This is a genomic window from Butyrivibrio sp. FCS014 (genome assembly GCF_000526935.1).
GTDB lineage: Bacteria > Bacillota > Clostridia > Lachnospirales > Lachnospiraceae > Butyrivibrio.
This window is the reverse complement of sequence record NZ_JAHA01000010.1, coordinates 109,736-127,762: the sequence shown is the minus strand read 5'-3', so window position 1 is coordinate 127,762 and position 18,027 is coordinate 109,736. Positions and strand designations below refer to the sequence as shown.

At 41.8% G+C, this 18,027-nt stretch carries 14 protein-coding genes; 11 read left to right on the top strand and 3 right to left on the bottom strand.

The window, feature by feature from the left end; translation table 11 throughout:
- Window positions 1–5 precede the first annotated feature (5 nt).
- From flgN to T456_RS0111275, 7 genes are all read left to right on the top strand, one after another.
- Window positions 6–485 carry a flagellar export chaperone FlgN gene (gene flgN, locus T456_RS19955; RefSeq protein ID WP_024866245.1) on the top strand — a complete coding sequence of 160 codons (480 nt, stop codon included), beginning with the start codon at window positions 6–8 and terminating at the stop codon, window positions 483–485.
- Between the two features lie 312 nt (window positions 486–797).
- On the top strand, window positions 798–1,625 hold the full coding sequence (locus T456_RS0111300) for a flagellin N-terminal helical domain-containing protein (RefSeq protein ID WP_024866244.1): 828 nt from the start codon (window positions 798–800) through the stop codon (window positions 1,623–1,625).
- A 242-nt stretch (window positions 1,626–1,867) separates the two neighbouring features.
- Complete coding sequence (locus T456_RS0111295; protein ID WP_024866243.1) at window positions 1,868–2,689, top strand: flagellin N-terminal helical domain-containing protein; 822 nt, start codon at window positions 1,868–1,870, stop codon at window positions 2,687–2,689.
- A 149-nt stretch (window positions 2,690–2,838) separates the two neighbouring features.
- Window positions 2,839–3,924, top strand: a complete 1,086-nt coding sequence (locus T456_RS0111290) for a tetratricopeptide repeat-containing glycosyltransferase family 2 protein (RefSeq protein WP_197026886.1) — start codon at window positions 2,839–2,841, stop codon at window positions 3,922–3,924.
- Window positions 3,914–7,753 (top strand): DUF6492 family protein, encoded by a 3,840-nt coding sequence (locus tag T456_RS21385; RefSeq protein ID WP_024866241.1) that lies wholly within the window; start codon window positions 3,914–3,916, stop codon window positions 7,751–7,753. The genes T456_RS0111290 and T456_RS21385 overlap by 11 nt, the downstream gene beginning before the upstream one ends.
- Before the next feature lie 21 nt (window positions 7,754–7,774).
- Window positions 7,775–8,782: a glycosyltransferase family 2 protein gene (locus tag T456_RS21380; RefSeq protein WP_024866240.1), complete on the top strand. Its 1,008-nt coding sequence runs from the start codon at window positions 7,775–7,777 to the stop codon at window positions 8,780–8,782.
- Window positions 8,783–8,790: 8 nt separating this feature from the next.
- Complete coding sequence (locus T456_RS0111275) at window positions 8,791–10,254, top strand: CDP-glycerol glycerophosphotransferase family protein (protein WP_024866239.1); 1,464 nt, start codon at window positions 8,791–8,793, stop codon at window positions 10,252–10,254.
- A gap of 5 nt (window positions 10,255–10,259) precedes the next feature.
- Here the strand turns inward: T456_RS0111275 and T456_RS21375 are convergent, their stop codons facing one another.
- Entirely contained in the window at window positions 10,260–12,023 is a 1,764-nt protein-coding gene (locus tag T456_RS21375) for a hypothetical protein (RefSeq protein ID WP_024866238.1), read from the bottom strand.
- 98 nt (window positions 12,024–12,121) lie between these two features.
- On the opposite strand from T456_RS21375, the gene T456_RS19935 reads away from it, so the two are divergent.
- The gene (locus T456_RS19935) at window positions 12,122–12,880 is read left to right on the top strand and encodes a LicD family protein (RefSeq protein ID WP_024866237.1); all 759 of its coding nucleotides are present in this window, start codon (window positions 12,122–12,124) and stop codon (window positions 12,878–12,880) included.
- A complete protein-coding gene (locus T456_RS22475) occupies window positions 12,877–13,134 on the top strand; it encodes a hypothetical protein (protein WP_155838078.1) in 258 nt (85 codons plus the stop codon). The genes T456_RS19935 and T456_RS22475 overlap by 4 nt, the downstream gene beginning before the upstream one ends.
- Here T456_RS22475 and T456_RS0111255 read toward each other — a convergent pair.
- Together T456_RS0111255 and T456_RS0111250 are read right to left on the bottom strand one after the other, a co-directional pair.
- Window positions 13,131–14,135, bottom strand: a complete 1,005-nt coding sequence (locus T456_RS0111255) for a hypothetical protein (protein WP_024866236.1) — start codon at window positions 14,133–14,135, stop codon at window positions 13,131–13,133. The genes T456_RS22475 and T456_RS0111255 overlap by 4 nt on opposite strands.
- Window positions 14,136–14,137: 2 nt before the next feature.
- A complete protein-coding gene (locus T456_RS0111250; RefSeq protein WP_024866235.1) occupies window positions 14,138–15,082 on the bottom strand; it encodes a LicD family protein in 945 nt (314 codons plus the stop codon).
- Window positions 15,083–15,202: 120 nt separating this feature from the next.
- On the opposite strand from T456_RS0111250, the gene T456_RS0111245 reads away from it, so the two are divergent.
- Together T456_RS0111245 and T456_RS21370 are read left to right on the top strand one after the other, a co-directional pair.
- A complete protein-coding gene (locus T456_RS0111245) occupies window positions 15,203–17,059 on the top strand; it encodes a LicD family protein (RefSeq protein WP_024866234.1) in 1,857 nt (618 codons plus the stop codon).
- Between the two features lie 82 nt (window positions 17,060–17,141).
- Window positions 17,142–18,017, top strand: a complete 876-nt coding sequence (locus T456_RS21370) for a LicD family protein (RefSeq protein WP_024866233.1) — start codon at window positions 17,142–17,144, stop codon at window positions 18,015–18,017.
- Window positions 18,018–18,027 lie beyond the last annotated feature (10 nt).

Here is an 18,027-nt window from a genome sequence, read left to right as displayed (position 1 = left end):
AATAGATGGTTTCTGCAAGCCTGGATATGTTAGAGGAAAGTCTGAGAAAAAAAATTGAAGTAATGACTCAGATTGAAGAGGAAAACGAACGACAGAGAGAGGTTCTTCGTAATCCGGAAGAGCTGGAATTAGAAGTATTTGATGAGACAGTGGATCGAAAAGGAGAACTGATAGATAAGCTCATAGCTCTGGACGATGGATTTCAGACACTGTTTGATGAAGTGAAAAAGGAGCTTGGTGAGAACAAGTCACTTTATGCTGACCAGATTCGAAGAATGCAGGATCTGATTAAAGAGATTACCGCCAAGAGCGCTTCTATAGAGGCTATGGAGCGCAGAAACAAGAAGCTTGTTGAAACGTATTTCGACATTTCCAGAAGCAAGATGGTGGCAGGCAAGCAATCTTCCGCAGCTGCATATAATTATTATGTGACCATGAATAATTACAGAGATGTACCACCTCAGTTCATGGACAACAAACAGTGATTGAATAAAAAGAGACTTCCGCGAATTAGAGCAGGAAGTCTTTTTTTGTGGGTCGTCTTTTGCGTGATTTTGTATATCGGATGCTATTTGGAAAAACTTTATAGAGGAAATACAAATTTGCATAAAAATTGCAATTGTTTCAAAAAAAATGAAAAATTTATTTCTATGGGGGTTAATCTTACCGAAAGACTGCCGATATTATTAGTGTAAAACAAATAATAAGCAGCCAAGGAAGGGACTCCGCAGTAGCTGCACAATAAAAGTCAAACGGAAGGCAGCAGGGAAGCGGAGCCCGTTCATGGAGGATTTCTTATGGTAGTACAACACAATGTCACAGCTATGAATGCAAACAGACAGCTCGGTATCACAACTAATGTTCAGGCTAAGTCCAGTGAGAAACTGTCTTCTGGTTACAAGATCAACAGAGCAGCAGATGATGCAGCGGGCCTTGCTATTTCCGAGAAAATGAGACGTCAGGTAAGAGGTCTTACACAGGCTTCCGCAAACGCTCAGGACGGTATCTCAGCTGTACAGACAGCAGAGGGTGCCCTCAACGAAGTACATGATATGCTTCAGAGAATGAATGAGCTGGCAACAAAGGCTGCTAATGATACTCTTACAACAGATGATCGTAATTACATCAAGTCAGAGCTTAAGGCTCTTACATCAGAGATTGATCGTACTTCTGCATCAACAGAGTTCAACAACCAGAAACTTTTGGATGGTACCTTCACATCCAAGAAGCTTCAGGTTGGTACAGAGACTACTGACGATGATGTTATCTCAATCTCAATTAAAGCCATGAGTGCAACTGGCATCGGACTTGATGCTGCCGACAGCATCGATGTTTCTTCTAACTCTGCTGCACAGGATACACTCACAAAGGTTAAAGCTGCTATCATTTCCGTATCAACACAGAGATCTGATCTTGGTGCCATCCAGAACAGACTTGAGCATACTATCAAGAATCTTGATAATGTTACAGAGAATACACAGGCAGCTGAGTCACAGATTCGTGATACAGATATGGCAAGAGAAATGGTTAAATACTCAAATAACAACATCCTGGCTCAGGCCGGACAGTCAATGCTGGCGCAGGCAAACCAGACAAATCAGGGTGTTCTGTCACTTCTCCAGTAATAACAAAGTTCCTATTCATATAATATATGCAGGGCTCCGGGCGACCGGAGCCCATATTTTGCCCTATTTTAAAAAGTTTATAATTTGTTTATAATTTTAGGTATTAAGTTTTAATATTTATAGACGATAATAAAGGTGTAAAACAAACAGGAATGGTAATATGGCCAGCACATAGGACCATTTCAAAACGAGCAAACGAGTGGCAAGGATGCCACCGTACACATTCAAGGAGGAATAAAATTATGGTAGTACAACACAACGTCACAGCAATGAACGCAAACAGACAGCTTGGTATCACAACCGGTATTCAGGCTAAGTCAAGTGAGAAGTTATCATCCGGTTACAAGATCAACAGAGCAGCAGATGATGCAGCAGGTCTTGCAATTTCCGAAAAGATGAGACGTCAGGTAAGAGGTCTTACACAGGCTTCTGCTAACGCTCAGGATGGTATTTCTGCAGTACAGACAGCTGAGGGCGCTCTGAACGAAGTTCATGATATGCTTCAGAGAATGAACGAGCTGGCAACAAAGGCTGCAAACGATACTCTTACAACTGACGATCGTAACTACATCAAGTCAGAGCTTCAGGCCCTTACTTCTGAGATCGATCGTACAGCTAATGCTACAGAGTTCAACAACCAGAAACTTCTGAATGGTAGTTTCACATCCAAGAAGCTTCAGGTTGGTACAGAGACATCAGATGATGATACCATCGCAATTTCAATCAAGCAGATGACTGCTACAAAGATTGGTCTTGCTGCTACACCTGATGTATCAACAAACTCTAAGGCTCAGGAAACAATCACAAAGGTTAAAGCTGCTATTATTTCTGTATCAACACAGAGATCTGATCTCGGTGCTATCCAGAACAGACTTGAGCACACTATCAAGAATCTTGATAACGTTGCTGAGAACACACAGGCTGCTGAGTCTGCAGTTCGTGATACAGATATGGCCAAAGAGATGGTTAAGTATTCAAACAACAACATCCTTGCTCAGGCTGGTCAGTCTATGCTGGCACAGGCAAACCAGACAAATCAGGGTGTTCTGTCTCTTCTCGGCTAATAGGTTTTCCAGTGATACAATGTCTTGCGAAGTCATTGCGACTACCAAAAGGGCCCCGGGTTTCCGGGGCTCTTTTTCTGTATGAAATAACGATATTATGATAAAATATTATTGTATATATAATGCGTGAACTGTTTCTTTCCGGAGGTATGATGTCACAAATTTCCGTTTGCACGATCATGAAGAATGAAGAAAAGAATCTTCCTAAATATCTGGATGCATTACAATGCTATGACGTAGAAATTGTGATCGTGGATACCGGATCAAGTGACAGGAGCATTGAAATTGCTGAGGAACGAGGAATAAAAGTATTCAGGTATGAATGGAAGAATGACTTTTCCGATGCAAGGAACTATGCGGTAAAGCTTGCTAAAAATGACCATATAATTTCGCTTGACTGCGATGAGTTTATAAAACGCTTGGATATTGAAGCTCTGGTGTGGATAATGAAAGAAAATCCTGATTCTCTGGGGCTCATCAGATTTACTAATTATATGGTGGCTGACTCGGAAAAAGGCGCCTACTACGACTGGATTGCCAGGATATTTGATAGGAGAATATTTCACTATGAAGGGAAGATTCACGAGCAGCTGAAACCTCTTATCGCAGAGAAAGGAACAAAAATCGGTTATCATGCTCCGGTGGAGGTAATTCATACAGGATATATAGCCGATGGAGAAATAAGTGAAACCAAGTTCAAACGAAATATAAAAATGCTCAAAGAGGAGCTGCAGAACAATCCTGATAATAAATATATTCATTTCCAATTGGCGCAGGAACTTTATAACCATGAGAATTATGAAGAGGCTGTGACACAATTCAAGGAAGTGCTGGATTCAGTTACTCTGACCCCGGGAATAGAGTTCCACAGGTTGTCTGTTATGGGATATGCGGACTGCCTTTTGCATATGGGCAAACATAGAGAAGCATTGGAAGTAAAAAAGTACGTTGAAGCATTTGGGTATACTCCGGATCTGCATTTTCTTATGGGAGTGGCATATTATCTCAATTACGATTTTATGAATGCTATGCAGGAGTTTGTCACCGCAACAAATATGGATAATCCTGCCAAGGAAGGAACAAACACGTATCTTCCTTTGTACTATATAGGTCTGATCAATGAACAGTTTAAAAACTATTCCGAAGCAGTAAGATTTTATAGAATGTGTGGAGACTATGAGCCCGCAGAGGAACGACTTAAGAAAATCATGACAGGAGGCGAAAATGCAGACTGATAAAAGATTTGATTTGCTTATAGTATTAACTCCGATTGATTGTGAGAGGCTGATAGATCTTTACCCCAGATTACTTGAAAGCTTTGACTATGGAAAACTGATATTTGTTGGAAGACCCGAAATCGAGGGAATAGTTGCGAAGAGTAATCTTATTGCAGATAAAGTCTCCTGCAAAAATGAAGATGACATCATTCTGTTTGATGATGTTCATCAGTGCATGAAACAAAGACTTGAAAGTATCCTGTGCGGACAGGAGCTTCCAAGAAGGGCTACAGGATGGTACTATCAGCAGTTTCTGAAGATGCAGTATGCTTTAACCTGTGAAGATGAGTACTACATGGTATGGGATGGGGACACTATCCCCTGCCGCCATATAAATATGTTTTCTCCCGGAACCAGTCAGCCTTATCTTGATCTTAAGCATGAGTATCATCCTGAGTATTTTGACACGATGGGCAAAATACTGCCCGGCTTCAAGAAGGTCATACAGGGTTCGTTCATCTCAGAGCACATGCTCTTTAAAACAAAGATCATGAAATCGTTGATCCGTGAAATCGAGAGTAATGATGCTATACCGGGTACCAGATTCTGGGAGAAGATAATCAATGCAATAGAACCGGATAAGATATATGATTCTTCTTTTAGTGAGTTTGAGACTTATGGTACTTACGTTGCCTTAAGGTGCCCTGCGGTATACAGGTTAAGGGAGTGGCATTCTTTCAGACTTGGAGCAGAATTCTTTGATGTGAATACTATCTGTGCCCGAGACTTTGAATGGCTGGGGCATGATTTTGATGCTATTTCCTTTGAGAAGGGGCAGAGTGTAAGAGAGGATCACAAGGGCCTGTTTGATAATCCGGAATATCAGAAGAAGCTCTCTGCAAAGAAAATGCTTCAGCTTGCTCAGATGGAGTATACGGAAGGTTACAAGGAAATCTGGGATGATGATCCTGAGCAGGCAAAGGTATCGAATTATACAGTTGGTGCATTTAGTGGCGGCTCAGTAAACAATAATAAAACTCTGATAGTAATAGTGTCGTATAACGCTATAAATCTTATGCAGAGTAATATTGAGAGCATAAGGAATGTACTGACACCTGGCACTTATCAGATTGTTGTTGTTGATAATGCTTCTACCGATGGTGTGGATAAATGGCTACAGCAGCAGGAAGATATTATCTTTGTTAAGAATTTTGAAAATGCGGGATTTGGACCTGCCTGCAATCAGGGAGTTAAGGCAAGCAAGGGGACAGACTTTGAAAAAGCCGATGTGCTTCTTTTAAATAATGATACTCGTCTTGTGTTTGATGCTCTTTATAATCTTAAACGGGCCCTTTATTCTGCTGATGATATCGGTGCTGTTGGCAGTGTGTCCAACTATGCGGGCAACAAGCAGCAGTTGGATGTTGAATTTGAAACCGTAGAAGAATATATCAGATTCGGAGAAAGCGTAAATGTACCTATGGAAGATGCTACCCTGGAAAGAGTGCGTCTTTCGGGCTTTTCTATGCTTGTCAGAAGAGATGTATGGGATGAAGTCGGAGGCTTTGATGAAGACTTTGCTCCCGGTTATTTTGAAGATGATGCACTGTCTATGGAAATTCTTAAGCGAGGCTACAGGCTGAAAGTTGTAAGGAACAGCTTTGTTTACCATGCCGGAAGCCAGAGCTTCATAAAGACTGATTACCAAAAACTCCTGAATGATCATCACGAACTGTTTATCAAAAAATATGGTTTCGATATTCTCGAATATGCCTATGCAAGCGGCACAGTAATATCTCAGATTCCTTTTGACAAGGAGTCAATATTCAGTGTGCTTGAGTATGGGTGTGGCTTGGGATCTGACCTTAAAGCCATAAGAAGTATTTTTCATAATGCCGATACCTATGGCATTGAGAAAAACTACAAACTTTATGAGATTGCAAGAAGAACCGAGAATATCTTTGGCGGCACAGATGAGCTTATTGAATTCGTGGATGGACCATTATTCAATGTGTTTATCATAGATAAAGAAGTGCTTGGAGCGATGGAAGAATCTGAGCAGGGAATCCTGTCAGGCCTGCTTATGCCTGATGCTACAATCATAGTCAAAAACTCAGAGTATGAGTTTTTTGATTATGAAAAGATCAAGATGGTCATTTGGGATATGGATGAAACCTTCTGGCAGGGCATCCTGAGTGAAGGAGAAGTGATACTTCCTATTTCCAATGCAGACCTTGTCAGGAGTATCACAGATCACGGAGTAGTTAACAGCATTTCATCCAAGAACGATGAAGAGCCTGTCATAGAAGAACTTGAAAGAGCGGGAATTGCAGATCTTTTCGTGTTCAATAACATCAACTGGCAGGATAAGGGTCATCAGATAGCAGAAAAGATCAGTGCTATGGGACTGCGGCCGGAGAATGTTCTTTTTATTGATGATAATCCGAGAAATCTGGAAGAAGCGAAGTTTTATGCCAGGTCTCTGATGACTGCGACACCGGACATCATCCCATATCTTACTACCTATTACGCAAGAACTGTCGCAGGTGACAAGGACCACAAGAGACTGGATCAGTATAAGCTTCTTGAGAAAAAGAATGCAGCAAGAAGCCGGAGTGATTCATCGGAGCAGTTCTTAAAAGACAGCGACATAAGAGTTGTAATAAACAAAGATTGCTTTAAGCATATAGACAGGATACATGAGCTGATCATGCGCAGCAATCAGCTCAACTATACAAAGAACAGAGACGATAAAAAGACACTTGAAAAGCTTCTTACCAATGACTGGAATGACTCAGCCTATATTGAAGCTAAGGACCGTTTCGGAAACTACGGTATAATTGGTTTTTATTGCTTTAACACGCGCACCCGGACTATGGAGCATATGCTTTTCTCCTGCAGAGTTTTGGGGATGGGAATCGAACAGTTTGTGTATAACAGACTGGGATGCCCTGAATTTGAGGTGAAGGGCGATGTGGCCGTTGAGCTTAAGAAGGATGTAAGCGTTGACTGGATCACTGAAGACAAGGAGCTTGAGCAATCAGACGAGAATAAGAGTGGAAACAGGGTCAGGATACTGATGAAAGGCCCTTGTGATATGGATTCTATCGAGCCCTACCTGGCAGGTGCTGCTATTACCTCGGAGTTTAATTTCGTGAACAATGAAGGTTTTGTAACAGCGGGGCAAAATCACAGTATGCATATCTGGGAAAGTGCTAATCTGTCTCCTTCAGAAATCCGGGAAGTTGTAGATAACGTTCCGTTTATGACTCCTGAAGATTTTAAAACTAAGCTTTTTGAAAAAGAATACAACGTAATATGCTACAGTCTTCTACCGGATTGTCAGGCCGGACTGTATAAGAAGAAGGGAAAAGAGCTGTATATTTCTTTTTCCAGCAGGAATACGCCGGTGACAGATCCCGAAAACAAAGCAGGATTCATAAGCGGCGAAAAGCCCGGGCATGCATTTCCTTTTACGGAGCAAATAATCGATGACTTTGCCAAGGATTGGGAGTTTGTCGGCGTTACTCCGCTGGAACTGATTTTCAGAAATCTGGATTATATATACGACCATGTAAAGGGAAAACCTATTATCATTCTGCTACTTGGAAGTGAAGTGGATTTTGAGGGTGATAACGAAGAGTTCAATGGTCTTTCAGAGTATCACAGAGAGTTTAACCCAATAATTCAGGAGTTTGCAGAAGATCATGACAGAATGAAAGTGATCAATATGACTGACTTTGTTCATTCGCAGGAAGACTATATAGACAGTATTAATCACTTTAGCAGGAATGTATACTATAAGGTTGCCGGCGAGATTGTCAGATATATCAATGAGAATCTTTGATATTTGTATTGAGGATCATAAATGAAAAAAGTAAGCGTAGTTGTTCCTGCATATAATTCCCATGATACATTGGCCAGATGCCTGGGAAGTCTTGTTAATCAGACTTTGCGGGATATTGAGATAATAGTTGTAAATGATGCCTCCAAGGATGATACCTGGGAAATCATGGCAAGATGCGAAAAGCAGTTCCCGGATAAGGTCATCATAATAAACGGTGATAAAAACCGGGGCGCCGGAGGCGCCAGAAATCAGGCATTGGATATGGCTTCCGGTGAGTATGTCGGGCTTGTGGACAGCGATGATTATGTGGCGCCTAACATGTATGAGCTTTTGTATGATAAGGCAAAAGAGGGTGATTACGACATTGTTGACAGCGGCTATTATCGGGAGGCCACTGATAATGCCAGGCTCTATACCGGAGATGACCTGACAGGAGATTTGAATGATGAAAAGAGAACGAGACTTATTGCCGGAGGAGGATATCTTGTAACAAAAATCTTCAAAAGAGAGCTCTGGCAGGATCCGGTTATACGTATGCGGGAAAACGTGAGATGCCTGGAGGATATGGATATTCTTATATACATGTTTTTAAGGGCCTCATCCATAGGTAACGTTAAGGAAATTCTGTACAACTATTGTGATATCAGTGATTCTGCCACCAAGACTATGGATGTGGATACATATTTCGATTCGGTCTATGGAGCGATGGAAGCTATATATAATTCCTGCCATCTGATGAGTACATATAAGGGGGCACAGGAAGCTACAGAATATGCGATCATCAACGTATATTCCTTTGGCATCAACAGATGTCTGTACGATCAGATAAAAAAGTACGGAGCATCAAAGGAGATGATCGGACGATACTTTGATGAGACTGATCAAAAATATCGGGCAATGCTTAAGAAACTGGCGAAGCTAAAAAATAAGATTATTACAGCTGACTATGAATCAAATGCGGTAGTGAAGGCGAAGATAAAAGACCTGGATCTGGAGATTATGAAAGAATGCGATAAGCGCTTTGGATAGGAGATCATATGGAATTAGACCGCGAGTCTGTTGCGTATTATTCCGCAAGAATTGAAGAACTTATAGATGGAATCGACAGAGGTGATTTCGGCCGAGATGAAATCCCGGACAACTACAGATGGATGCATCTTATGAGTCTGTTTTTGCTCAGGGAATCACTTGAAGGCGGAGGTGATCTGTTCGTTCAGCTTTATGACGTGGTTACCGCTGCAGTAGTAAGAAGATTGCAGAATAAGTATAAAAGCGGGGATAAGATCAATGTCATTTTTCAGAGCTATTCAGCAGCCCAGTGGCCGGCAGAAGGGGTTTACAGACTTCTTGATGCCAACGACTCTTTTGATGTCAAAGTTCTTGTGACGCCCTTGGATGACAGAGATGAGAACAGCTGCAGGGACAGTTACAACAAGACTTTAGAATGGTTTAAGAACAGTGGACATACGGTTCTGGAAGGGATGGATCCTGAGACCGGGGAATTCAGAAGCTGGGAATATTTTGGAAACTATCCCGATATTGCCTTTCAATTGTCGTCCTGGTTTAGCAGTACACCACAGTCTTTATGGTTTGCATCTTTGCCACTTCATTGCCTGCTGGCTTATATTCCTTATGGCATCCAATTTGCCGAGAATCATAAGGGGACATTTGCTCCTGAGGCTGTATTCAACAAAGAAATATTCAATCTTGTGTGGAGGATTTATTGCGACTCTGGTTCTACACTTTCCGGATATAGTAAATACCAGTTTCTTGGCGGAAGAAATGCAGTTTTTTCCGGATATGCCAAGATGGACTACTTTTACGAAGGAAAGAAAGTTACTGATGAGCAGATAAAATCTTTATGGAAGATTCCTGAGGGAAAGAACCCTGATGAAATAAAGCGTATTATCATCGCCCCTCATTACAGTGTGCTGCATAAGGGGTGGCTTCTGTTCTCTACCTTTAGAGAAAATGCATGGTTTATGCTGTATCTGGCCCAAAAATATAAGGACAAGGTCAGTTTTGTGTTAAAGCCTCATCCCAATCTTCGGTATGCAGCTGTTGCTGGAAAGATGTTTAAAGATTATGAGAGCTACGACAAATACCTGGAGGAATGGAACTCGCTTCCTAATGCGAGAGTTGTAGAAGAGTCTTCCTATCTGGAACTGTTCTCCACCTCGGACGCGATGATGACAGACAGTGTATCATTTCTTGGTGAATATCTGTATGTCAATAAACCGCTTCTTTTGCTTACAAGGCCTGAACAAGGCTTTTTGGAGTTGGGCAAAAAGGTAACGGATTCCTATTACAAAGCTCCGGGTACGGATTATGAGAAAATAGAAGAATTCCTTCAAAACGTGGTTATTGAAGACAATGATACCATGTCTGCACAAAGAGAATCGGTCTTTGCAAAAGAGCTTGATTATGTAACCTACAACGGATGCAAGGCAAGTGAGTTTGTTTATGGCGATATCATGAAGCTGTTGGAAGCCAAATCATGAGCGGCTCAGTTCCACAGAGTGCTGATCCCCGCATTCTGCTCGATCTTGTTTTGCATAAACTCGGTATTTGAAGGATTTCCGGTATAGTAATCGATGGCATCCATTATGCCGGCGCTGACATGTCCTGAATTTCCAAATACTTTGTTTTTCCATTCTTCGGGGTCTATCTCGTTGAGCTCACCTCTTATAAACTTCTCGATGGTCTCGCGAAGTTCGACTCTTTTTATACGGTACACCCAATCTGTAGGGACGATGGCTTTTCTTGCAGGTACCATGTCGGGTATCAGCCAGTCGGTTACAGCGACACTTGGGATTCCGTACAAAAGAGCCTCTGTCATTACGCTGGACTCATCTGATACGACAAGGTCGCATAACTGGACAGCCTGAAGGAATTCAGTATCGGGATCCAGATAGTAAAGATTATCATATTTGCCCTCATGCAGGGCTCTCATATTATCGATATTATCAATTACAAACTGAAAAGCTTCATTGCTTCTGAAGGATTTTTTGTTTTGTTTGATTAAGAGATTTACAGGTAAAGATTGAAGGGCAAGGATGAAATCGTCCTCTTTGTCATCGTATTCCCATGACGGAGCATAAAGGATGGTCTTATCGTATTTCATTTCAATTTGCGGTTTATCGGTGGTAGAGCAACCTTCTCCGTACCTGTCATTTTTCAAAAAGCCCAGTGCAAATACGCCATACCTGGGGCGTGCGCATGAGAGTACAGCATTTTGTTTCCATAGATCAGCCCAGAATTCACCCGGTAGTATTCCCAGGTCATATTTGTTCCAGCTTTCGGTTTGCCAGTAGAGTGGCCATACATCACATCCTTGTGTCATATCATGCAGGAGAATGATTGAAAACCTGGCGTTCTCAGGGAAGTTGGTGTGAGAGCAATATACTCCGATAACCACTTGCTGCGTTATGTTCATGGTTGAAGTACAAATATATCCTCTGCGAGAGGCTTCCTCCATAAGCGGGGTGAGAAGATCCAGTTCGCTTTGGTTTTGATAAAAGAATGTAATCTCCTTTTTAAGAACACTAATCCGATATTTTTTGTATCTGCTTTCAAGCTCATATATCTGCTCGTTTGTAATACCGAGCTCCCGGGCAAGGAATAGCTTAAGATATTCAAAGAAGGCAGAGGCGTTATCATGGGCGTCTGTTTTTGCAGAAAGATGTTTGTAAACATATGCGGTATCAAGATAGCGCAGGTTACCGTTGATCAATAAATAGTGATACAGCGCTGTAGACCGTATTCCCGGCATGACCATATCAATTGGGATAATGGGCAGAATTCTTTTGGCATAAGTAGCTGGGATCATGGCGCAGGAAATATCCCCATACAGGCACAGATCGTTTAATACGCAGTCCTGAAGAAGAGAACGTCCACCTATGGTTTTTCCCGGGAAATAGTCATGATACTGGGAATACACATTGAGAATAACATTGGCGCTGTCATCATAGAATTGTCTTGGAGAGATGACCAGATCAGTGCCGGGATTGGATAAGAACTCGTTTATAGCAGCGGCAAGCCTCCCGGACTCATACACGTGCTCCGGCTCGACAAAGCTGATATAGTCACATTCACAGTCCAGGATAAAGGAAAAAAGATCCGGAAAGTCATCGGGAGAATCTATGCTTACGACTTGAAAGTTGCCATAGCTTTCCTGGCTGACATAATCATCGATTTCCTCTGGGGAGCAGCACAGAAAGACCAGCAGTGCTGAAGGAAGTTGATTTGATACGTTGATATTGTCAGGCATATACGATCCTTTCTGATTGATGATCCGGTATTGTGTTTGGTATTACAAATATATTGTATCATCTATGCGTTCAATACCATAGAGGAAGAGGGATATTCATGAGATTTTCCAATGAATTTTTCAGAGAAGAAATACGAGAAGGATTCACAGTCGTTCCGATGATGAAAAGGGCATGGGCAGCTGAACTGGAAGTTCTTGATGTTGTCAGGAAAGTTTGCGCTGAGCATGATATAAAGTGGTACGCTTTTTTTGGAACACTTCTTGGGGCAGTAAGGCATAAAGGGTTTATTCCCTGGGATGATGACATAGACATCTGCATGCTTCGCGAGGACTACATGAAATTCATGAGCATTGCACCAAAGGCGCTGCCTGAAGGCTTTGTGAATCCGGGAATATATGCAGAGTCTTCCAGACTATGGGCAATAAACAAAGGATACCAGGGCAGAGTCATGGCTGATGAAACCTATTTTTCGTTGCCTAAATATATGAATTACTTTCATGCTTATCCGTACCCAAGAATAGGTATAGATATTTTTCCGCTGGACAATCTGCCGCGGGACCCCAAAGATCAGCTGGAACTTGTCAGAAAGATAAATGACTTGCAGTGGATTGTTGAGAAGTGGTCCATGTTAAAGGAAAACAATATGCTGGAAAGCAGGCTGGAACAGTATGAGCGCGATCTTGGGATTTCTTTTGACAAAGAAGATGAGATAGTATCCTATCCATTCACGAAATATTATGTGCCTGTGATCGGTATGCGAGTTCAGTTCCTGAAAGTGAATCGGATGCCATTGCCAACATTACATATATACCATATCCAAAAGAAAGGGATGATTTTTCAGGGTTTCCTGAAATGAAAAAAGAGAGTTTTGGGGAGGGCGTAGAATTACCCTTTGAAGAATTCACGGTAATAGCTCCTTGCGAACCGGCACCGGTGCTCACATATCTGTATGGGGAGAATTATATGACCCCCGCGCAGTTTTCTGCCAGCCATGAATATCCTTTCTATTGTGTTCAGGAAGAGGAATTTGCAAAAATGTGGAAAGAGGCAGGCAATCAGAATACAGTAGAGGAATTCTGCGCAAACTGGCAGAAAATGAATGAATTTTAAACTCCATAGTCCAGCCTGGATGCCGGTTTTCCTGTGGTTTTATATAATTCCATGACGCCGCACTCGTCTCCTATATATTCGTCACTGATTATGATGGCAGAAGTCGGAGATGGAAGCTTATCAAGTATTCCTACATGATTATCAAGATAAAAAGAAATCAGGTTGTCATAGTCGTCAACAAGTCCCGGACGAAGGTCTTTAATGGCTTCCTTTATGGCCGGATAAGGACGCCAAATTAGTACATGATCATCTGTATTATTCATAAAGTCTTCAAACAGTTCTCTAAGTTTATTGATCACATGGTGCTCGTTAGTAAGAATCCCCATGACTGATGTACATAGCAAAACGACCTTTCTGTGGTCATCAGAATCGGGGCATAAAAGAGTGTCCCATTCATCGGGGCGGTACACAGTCAGGCGATCATACTTTTTCAGAATCTCATTTCTGGGATAATCGTCGCAGCTTATTTTCCCGGACCAGTGTTTGATGAGCTCCGGATCACCGCCGGCAAGATAATAAAGATATAGCTCTTTCAGATTGTTTGATTGAACTATTATGCGGTCAACATTGCTTAGCAGGGCAGGGCAAATAAACAGCATTTTTATGCTGTCCAGATAGGGCTTGTTATCAAGGGATATTTCCTCCGTACACATATACGGTACATACACAAGCTGATCTGTACAGGCTTTTAAGGCATCAGTGTGAAAAGCAGGATGGACACAGAAACCGGGATTGCTCGTATCCTGTACATTTTGCGTGTAGATTATGTCGGGATGATTTGTTTTCAAACTATATGCATTAACATCGGTAATGGGAACATTATCCGGATACCCTGAAAGCGTATAATGGGCATCTGACAGGCTGTCATCGCTATTCCTTTTATAAGTTGGGATAGGAATAACAGTGACTTCGTTTTCGGGATCGGCTGTAGCGTTATCCCATATAGTTTCGAGTCCGTCCCAGGTTTCGGGGGATAATGACAGAAAAACTATTTTTTTCATGATCAGAAGATATCTCCCATCTGTCCTAATTTGCTGTTAAAAAGTATTCGCTTATCCTGCACTTTATAAAAGGGATAAGTGTGCCATGCTGTGCCCGGCACTGGAGTCATATAATCTTTTCCGTAAAGTGATGAAAGTACATCATCATATCCTTCGGGAGCAGGGACTTGTATCATTTCAAAATCGAGATATACGGTTTTGTTATAACTGCTTTTTTTGCACGTGTTATGAAAACCATAAACCGCACACCTGGAGTAGTGGGCGATATCGGCAGCTTCGTTTTCATAAGTCATCATTGCGATGGCATCTGCCAGCTTCCATATTGACGATCTGAGATGATCATTGCGTTCCAGCTTTGTGCTTAGAAGACTCTCCAGCTGCAAAAGATTGCTTTCAAGTTCACCGGTCGATCTGTAGTAATCAAAGTTAAAGGCAAGATCATATGCCGAAATATAAAGATTGCTGATGAGATTTAGCTGTTCAGCATCAGCCGGAACATAATCTAATGGAAAAATATCAATCCCGGTAATATATGGACAGCCATGCTGCATATTGGTAATTGCTTTTTCGTGAGGATTGTTTCCAAGATCAAGATGATGCCTGTTGGTAACCAGCAGATTGGGCTGATCATAGTCGTCTGTGGCGTAAAAACTGGAGATTTTATAAGCCATTGACAACTCTTCTTTGAGTATGGTGTGGAATGCCATATAGTCTTTCCTGAACATGCACAGGTCTATATCGTCATCCCACGGGACAAAGCCCTTGTGTCTGACAGAGCCAAGAAGGGTTCCATAATCTGCCCAGATAGATATGTTGTGCCTTTGAGCAATGTTCATAATGGCATCAAGCATTTCAAGCTGAACTGACCATGCTCTTTTCATGGTTTCTGTAATTGTAAATCCGAGTCGTACTTCTTCTTTGTAAAAAGAATCAGATATTTTCAGCATATTATCACCTATAGCAACGTCTACCCATATTCTATTATAGCACACACGTTTATGTTATTATGATTATAAATAAACTGCTGAATGACAGATAAAACATACCAGCTTACGGAGTAAACAGCCATGAGTAGTCTCGACAATTTATCTTTTGAACCAGAATTCTTTTGCGATGAGATAAGAGAAGGATTTTATGTGTCGGAAACCATGAAACATTATTGGGCGGCACAGTTGGTTGTGCTGTCAGAAATTAATAAGATATGTAAGAAGTATGGATACAACTGGTTTACTGATAGCGGGACACTGCTTGGTTGCGTTCGTCATAAAGGATATATTCCCTGGGATGATGACCTTGATATCGCTATGAAAAGAGATGAGTTGGATGAATTTCTTAAGGTTGCCCAAGATGAGTTGCCTGACGGATACGTAATTCTTAATGCAAACAATTGTGAAGAATATGATCTTCCCTTTTGCAGAGTGACAAACAGTAATGCCATTAATGCAGGGGCAAATTTTTTATCTGTAAACTACGGATGCCCCTTTGTGGCAGGAGTGGATATTTTTCCTTTGGACAGGATTTTTCAGGACCGGGCCAAAGAGGATGAGAGAACCGGGCGCGGAAAGTACGTATTCGAAACGCTTACAGGCATGCTTAACAAGGCATATTCAGATACCGAAATCAATGAAAGGGTACAAAGAATAGAGCAGGAGAACCATACATCTATTGGCAGGGGAAAAGAGACATACAGGAAACTGCTGATTTTATTCGATAGGATCTCGACAGAAGCAAATGGCGAAGAATCAACTGATATAGCGGTGATGTACAGATGGGTGTCGAAGGGCAATTGCAGATTTGTCAGATCGTGTTATCAGAGCTTTGTTGAACTGCCGTTTGAGAACACCGTACTCAGAGCGCCTGTCGGTTATCACGAAGTGCTGACATCTACTTTTGGCGATTATATGACTGTTGTAAGAGGCTCCGCCGGCCATCTGTACCCTGTGTACAGGGAGCTGGAGGATATATACAGGAATAAGTTTGGGAAAAATCCAACCAGGTATTGCTTTAATAAGGCGGCTTATGTGCAACCCAGGAAAAGAACGCCTCACAAAGAGCAACAGAAAGATATTCTGCAGCTTATGCTTGGCATTCATGAACAGATAGGAGCAATTCAGGGAAAAGGCAATAATGAAAATCTGATACCTTTTTTTCAAAGCTGCCAGAAAGCAGCGGTTGCAGTCGGAACAGCGCTGGAAAACAAGTTCGGAGAAGGGACTGAAGCCGTAAATCTGTTAGAACAATACTGCGAGAAAATCTATGAGGCCATAGGTAATTGGGATGATGCAATAAAGGCCGGATTAGACAGTGTTGTCCTGGAGATAGAGCAAAGTATCGATAGGCTCTATGACGCCGGCAAGGCAGATATATTGTTTCTGCCATGCAAAGCTTCCTGGTGGAATGCCATGAAAGATGCTTTCCTGGAAGTGGCGGAAGATGATCGCTTCAATGTGGAAGTGATTCCGATACCGTATTTTTATCATGATCACGAAAAGAAGCTGGGAGACAGCCGAACAGATATTGCTGAGTTTGAGAAAATTCCGGAATTACAGGGAAAACTGACAAGCTTTGAGGAATACAATCCGGAAAAGCGACATCCTGAAAAAATAGTAATTCAATTACCTTTTGACGGATACAGTGGGATATTAGGTGTGTCCGAACTGTTTTACACAAGTAACCTTATGAAGTATACCGACGAACTGGTATATATACCTTTTGCTTCCCCTGCCCCACCTTTATCCCCGGACGATGTCGTATATGCTTCCTTGTTGGAGCTGATAGAACAGCCCGCGGTTTTTTATTCGGATAAGATTGTTGTAAAATCTCCGGAACTCAGAAAATGCTATATCGATAGGCTGGTTGAAATGACAAATGAATCTACGAGACAGTTCTGGGAAGATAGAATAGTTGATCGGCTCAAGGGATAAAAACACGGTGTTTTTCAGCACTGTGCACTTTTTGTGATACAATTAATATACGAAATGGCAACCATTTAGGAGGCTGGTCCATATGGAATTTAATTTGGAAGAAGAAATACGTGAAGGGCATGTAATTGCTGCAAAGATGAAAAGGGTCTGGAAAGTACAGTTGGATATGCTTGTGCTTTTTGACCGGTTCTGCGCGGAGAACGGACTTACGTATTTCATTGATTTTGGGACTCTTCTTGGTGCAGTGAGGCATAAGGGATTCATTCCCTGGGACGACGATATAGATGTGACCATGCCAAGGCCTGATTATCAAAGGTTTTTGGAGATTGCTCCGAAGTGGTTTGAGACTCCTTTTTTTGTACAGAATTATCATACTGATCACAATGACAACAGAATGACTTCATTTTCGAGATTGAGAAATGATAATACCACCATGATGGGAAGTGCGATCATTCCGAATGCTAACTTTCATCAGGGAATATTTATCGATATTTTCCCTCTTGATATTGCCGCGGATGTACTTGATGGCAAAGCAGCTCCGGAGATAATATCCACTCTTTTGGAATTGTGGACGGCAACCTTTACTCCCAAAGATTTATTGATGGAAATGATTGAAGGGAAAGAGCCTAAATTTGGATTTGATTCGATGATAGAAGTTTTGGGAATGCCATATGAGGAGCGACTTACACTGCTTGAGAATCTCCTTGCTTCCTGCTACGACAGTCTCGGTGAGATAAATGTCTTTTCCAAAATGTTCACAACGCCTCCATGCAAAAAAGAGTGGTACGGAGGTGTTGTCAAACTTCCCTTTGAGGGCTATGAGTTTAATGCGCCGGTAGGATATCACGAAATCCTGACTGCCCGTTACGGGGACTATAACGAACGCAAAATGTACGCATCGGATCACAGAATAGGAATATTGGATCCGGATAGACCTTATACAGAATACCTTACGTGAAGGAAGGAGA

What these genes read in the sequence shown, in the direction of transcription:
- flgN (WP_024866245.1), top strand. Translation starts at nt 6, where the DNA reads ATGGTTTCTGCAAGCCTGGATATGTTAGAGGAAAGTCTGAGAAAAAAA.
- T456_RS0111300 (WP_024866244.1), top strand. Translation starts at nt 798, where the DNA reads ATGGTAGTACAACACAATGTCACAGCTATGAATGCAAACAGACAGCTC.
- T456_RS0111295 (WP_024866243.1), top strand. Translation starts at nt 1,868, where the DNA reads ATGGTAGTACAACACAACGTCACAGCAATGAACGCAAACAGACAGCTT.
- T456_RS0111290 (WP_197026886.1), top strand. Translation starts at nt 2,839, where the DNA reads ATGATGTCACAAATTTCCGTTTGCACGATCATGAAGAATGAAGAAAAG.
- T456_RS21385 (WP_024866241.1), top strand. Translation starts at nt 3,914, where the DNA reads ATGCAGACTGATAAAAGATTTGATTTGCTTATAGTATTAACTCCGATT.
- T456_RS21380 (WP_024866240.1), top strand. Translation starts at nt 7,775, where the DNA reads ATGAAAAAAGTAAGCGTAGTTGTTCCTGCATATAATTCCCATGATACA.
- T456_RS0111275 (WP_024866239.1), top strand. Translation starts at nt 8,791, where the DNA reads ATGGAATTAGACCGCGAGTCTGTTGCGTATTATTCCGCAAGAATTGAA.
- T456_RS21375 (WP_024866238.1), bottom strand. Translation starts at nt 12,023, where the DNA reads ATGCCTGACAATATCAACGTATCAAATCAACTTCCTTCAGCACTGCTG.
- T456_RS19935 (WP_024866237.1), top strand. Translation starts at nt 12,122, where the DNA reads ATGAGATTTTCCAATGAATTTTTCAGAGAAGAAATACGAGAAGGATTC.
- T456_RS22475 (WP_155838078.1), top strand. Translation starts at nt 12,877, where the DNA reads ATGAAAAAAGAGAGTTTTGGGGAGGGCGTAGAATTACCCTTTGAAGAA.
- T456_RS0111255 (WP_024866236.1), bottom strand. Translation starts at nt 14,135, where the DNA reads ATGAAAAAAATAGTTTTTCTGTCATTATCCCCCGAAACCTGGGACGGA.
- T456_RS0111250 (WP_024866235.1), bottom strand. Translation starts at nt 15,082, where the DNA reads ATGCTGAAAATATCTGATTCTTTTTACAAAGAAGAAGTACGACTCGGA.
- T456_RS0111245 (WP_024866234.1), top strand. Translation starts at nt 15,203, where the DNA reads ATGAGTAGTCTCGACAATTTATCTTTTGAACCAGAATTCTTTTGCGAT.
- T456_RS21370 (WP_024866233.1), top strand. Translation starts at nt 17,142, where the DNA reads ATGGAATTTAATTTGGAAGAAGAAATACGTGAAGGGCATGTAATTGCT.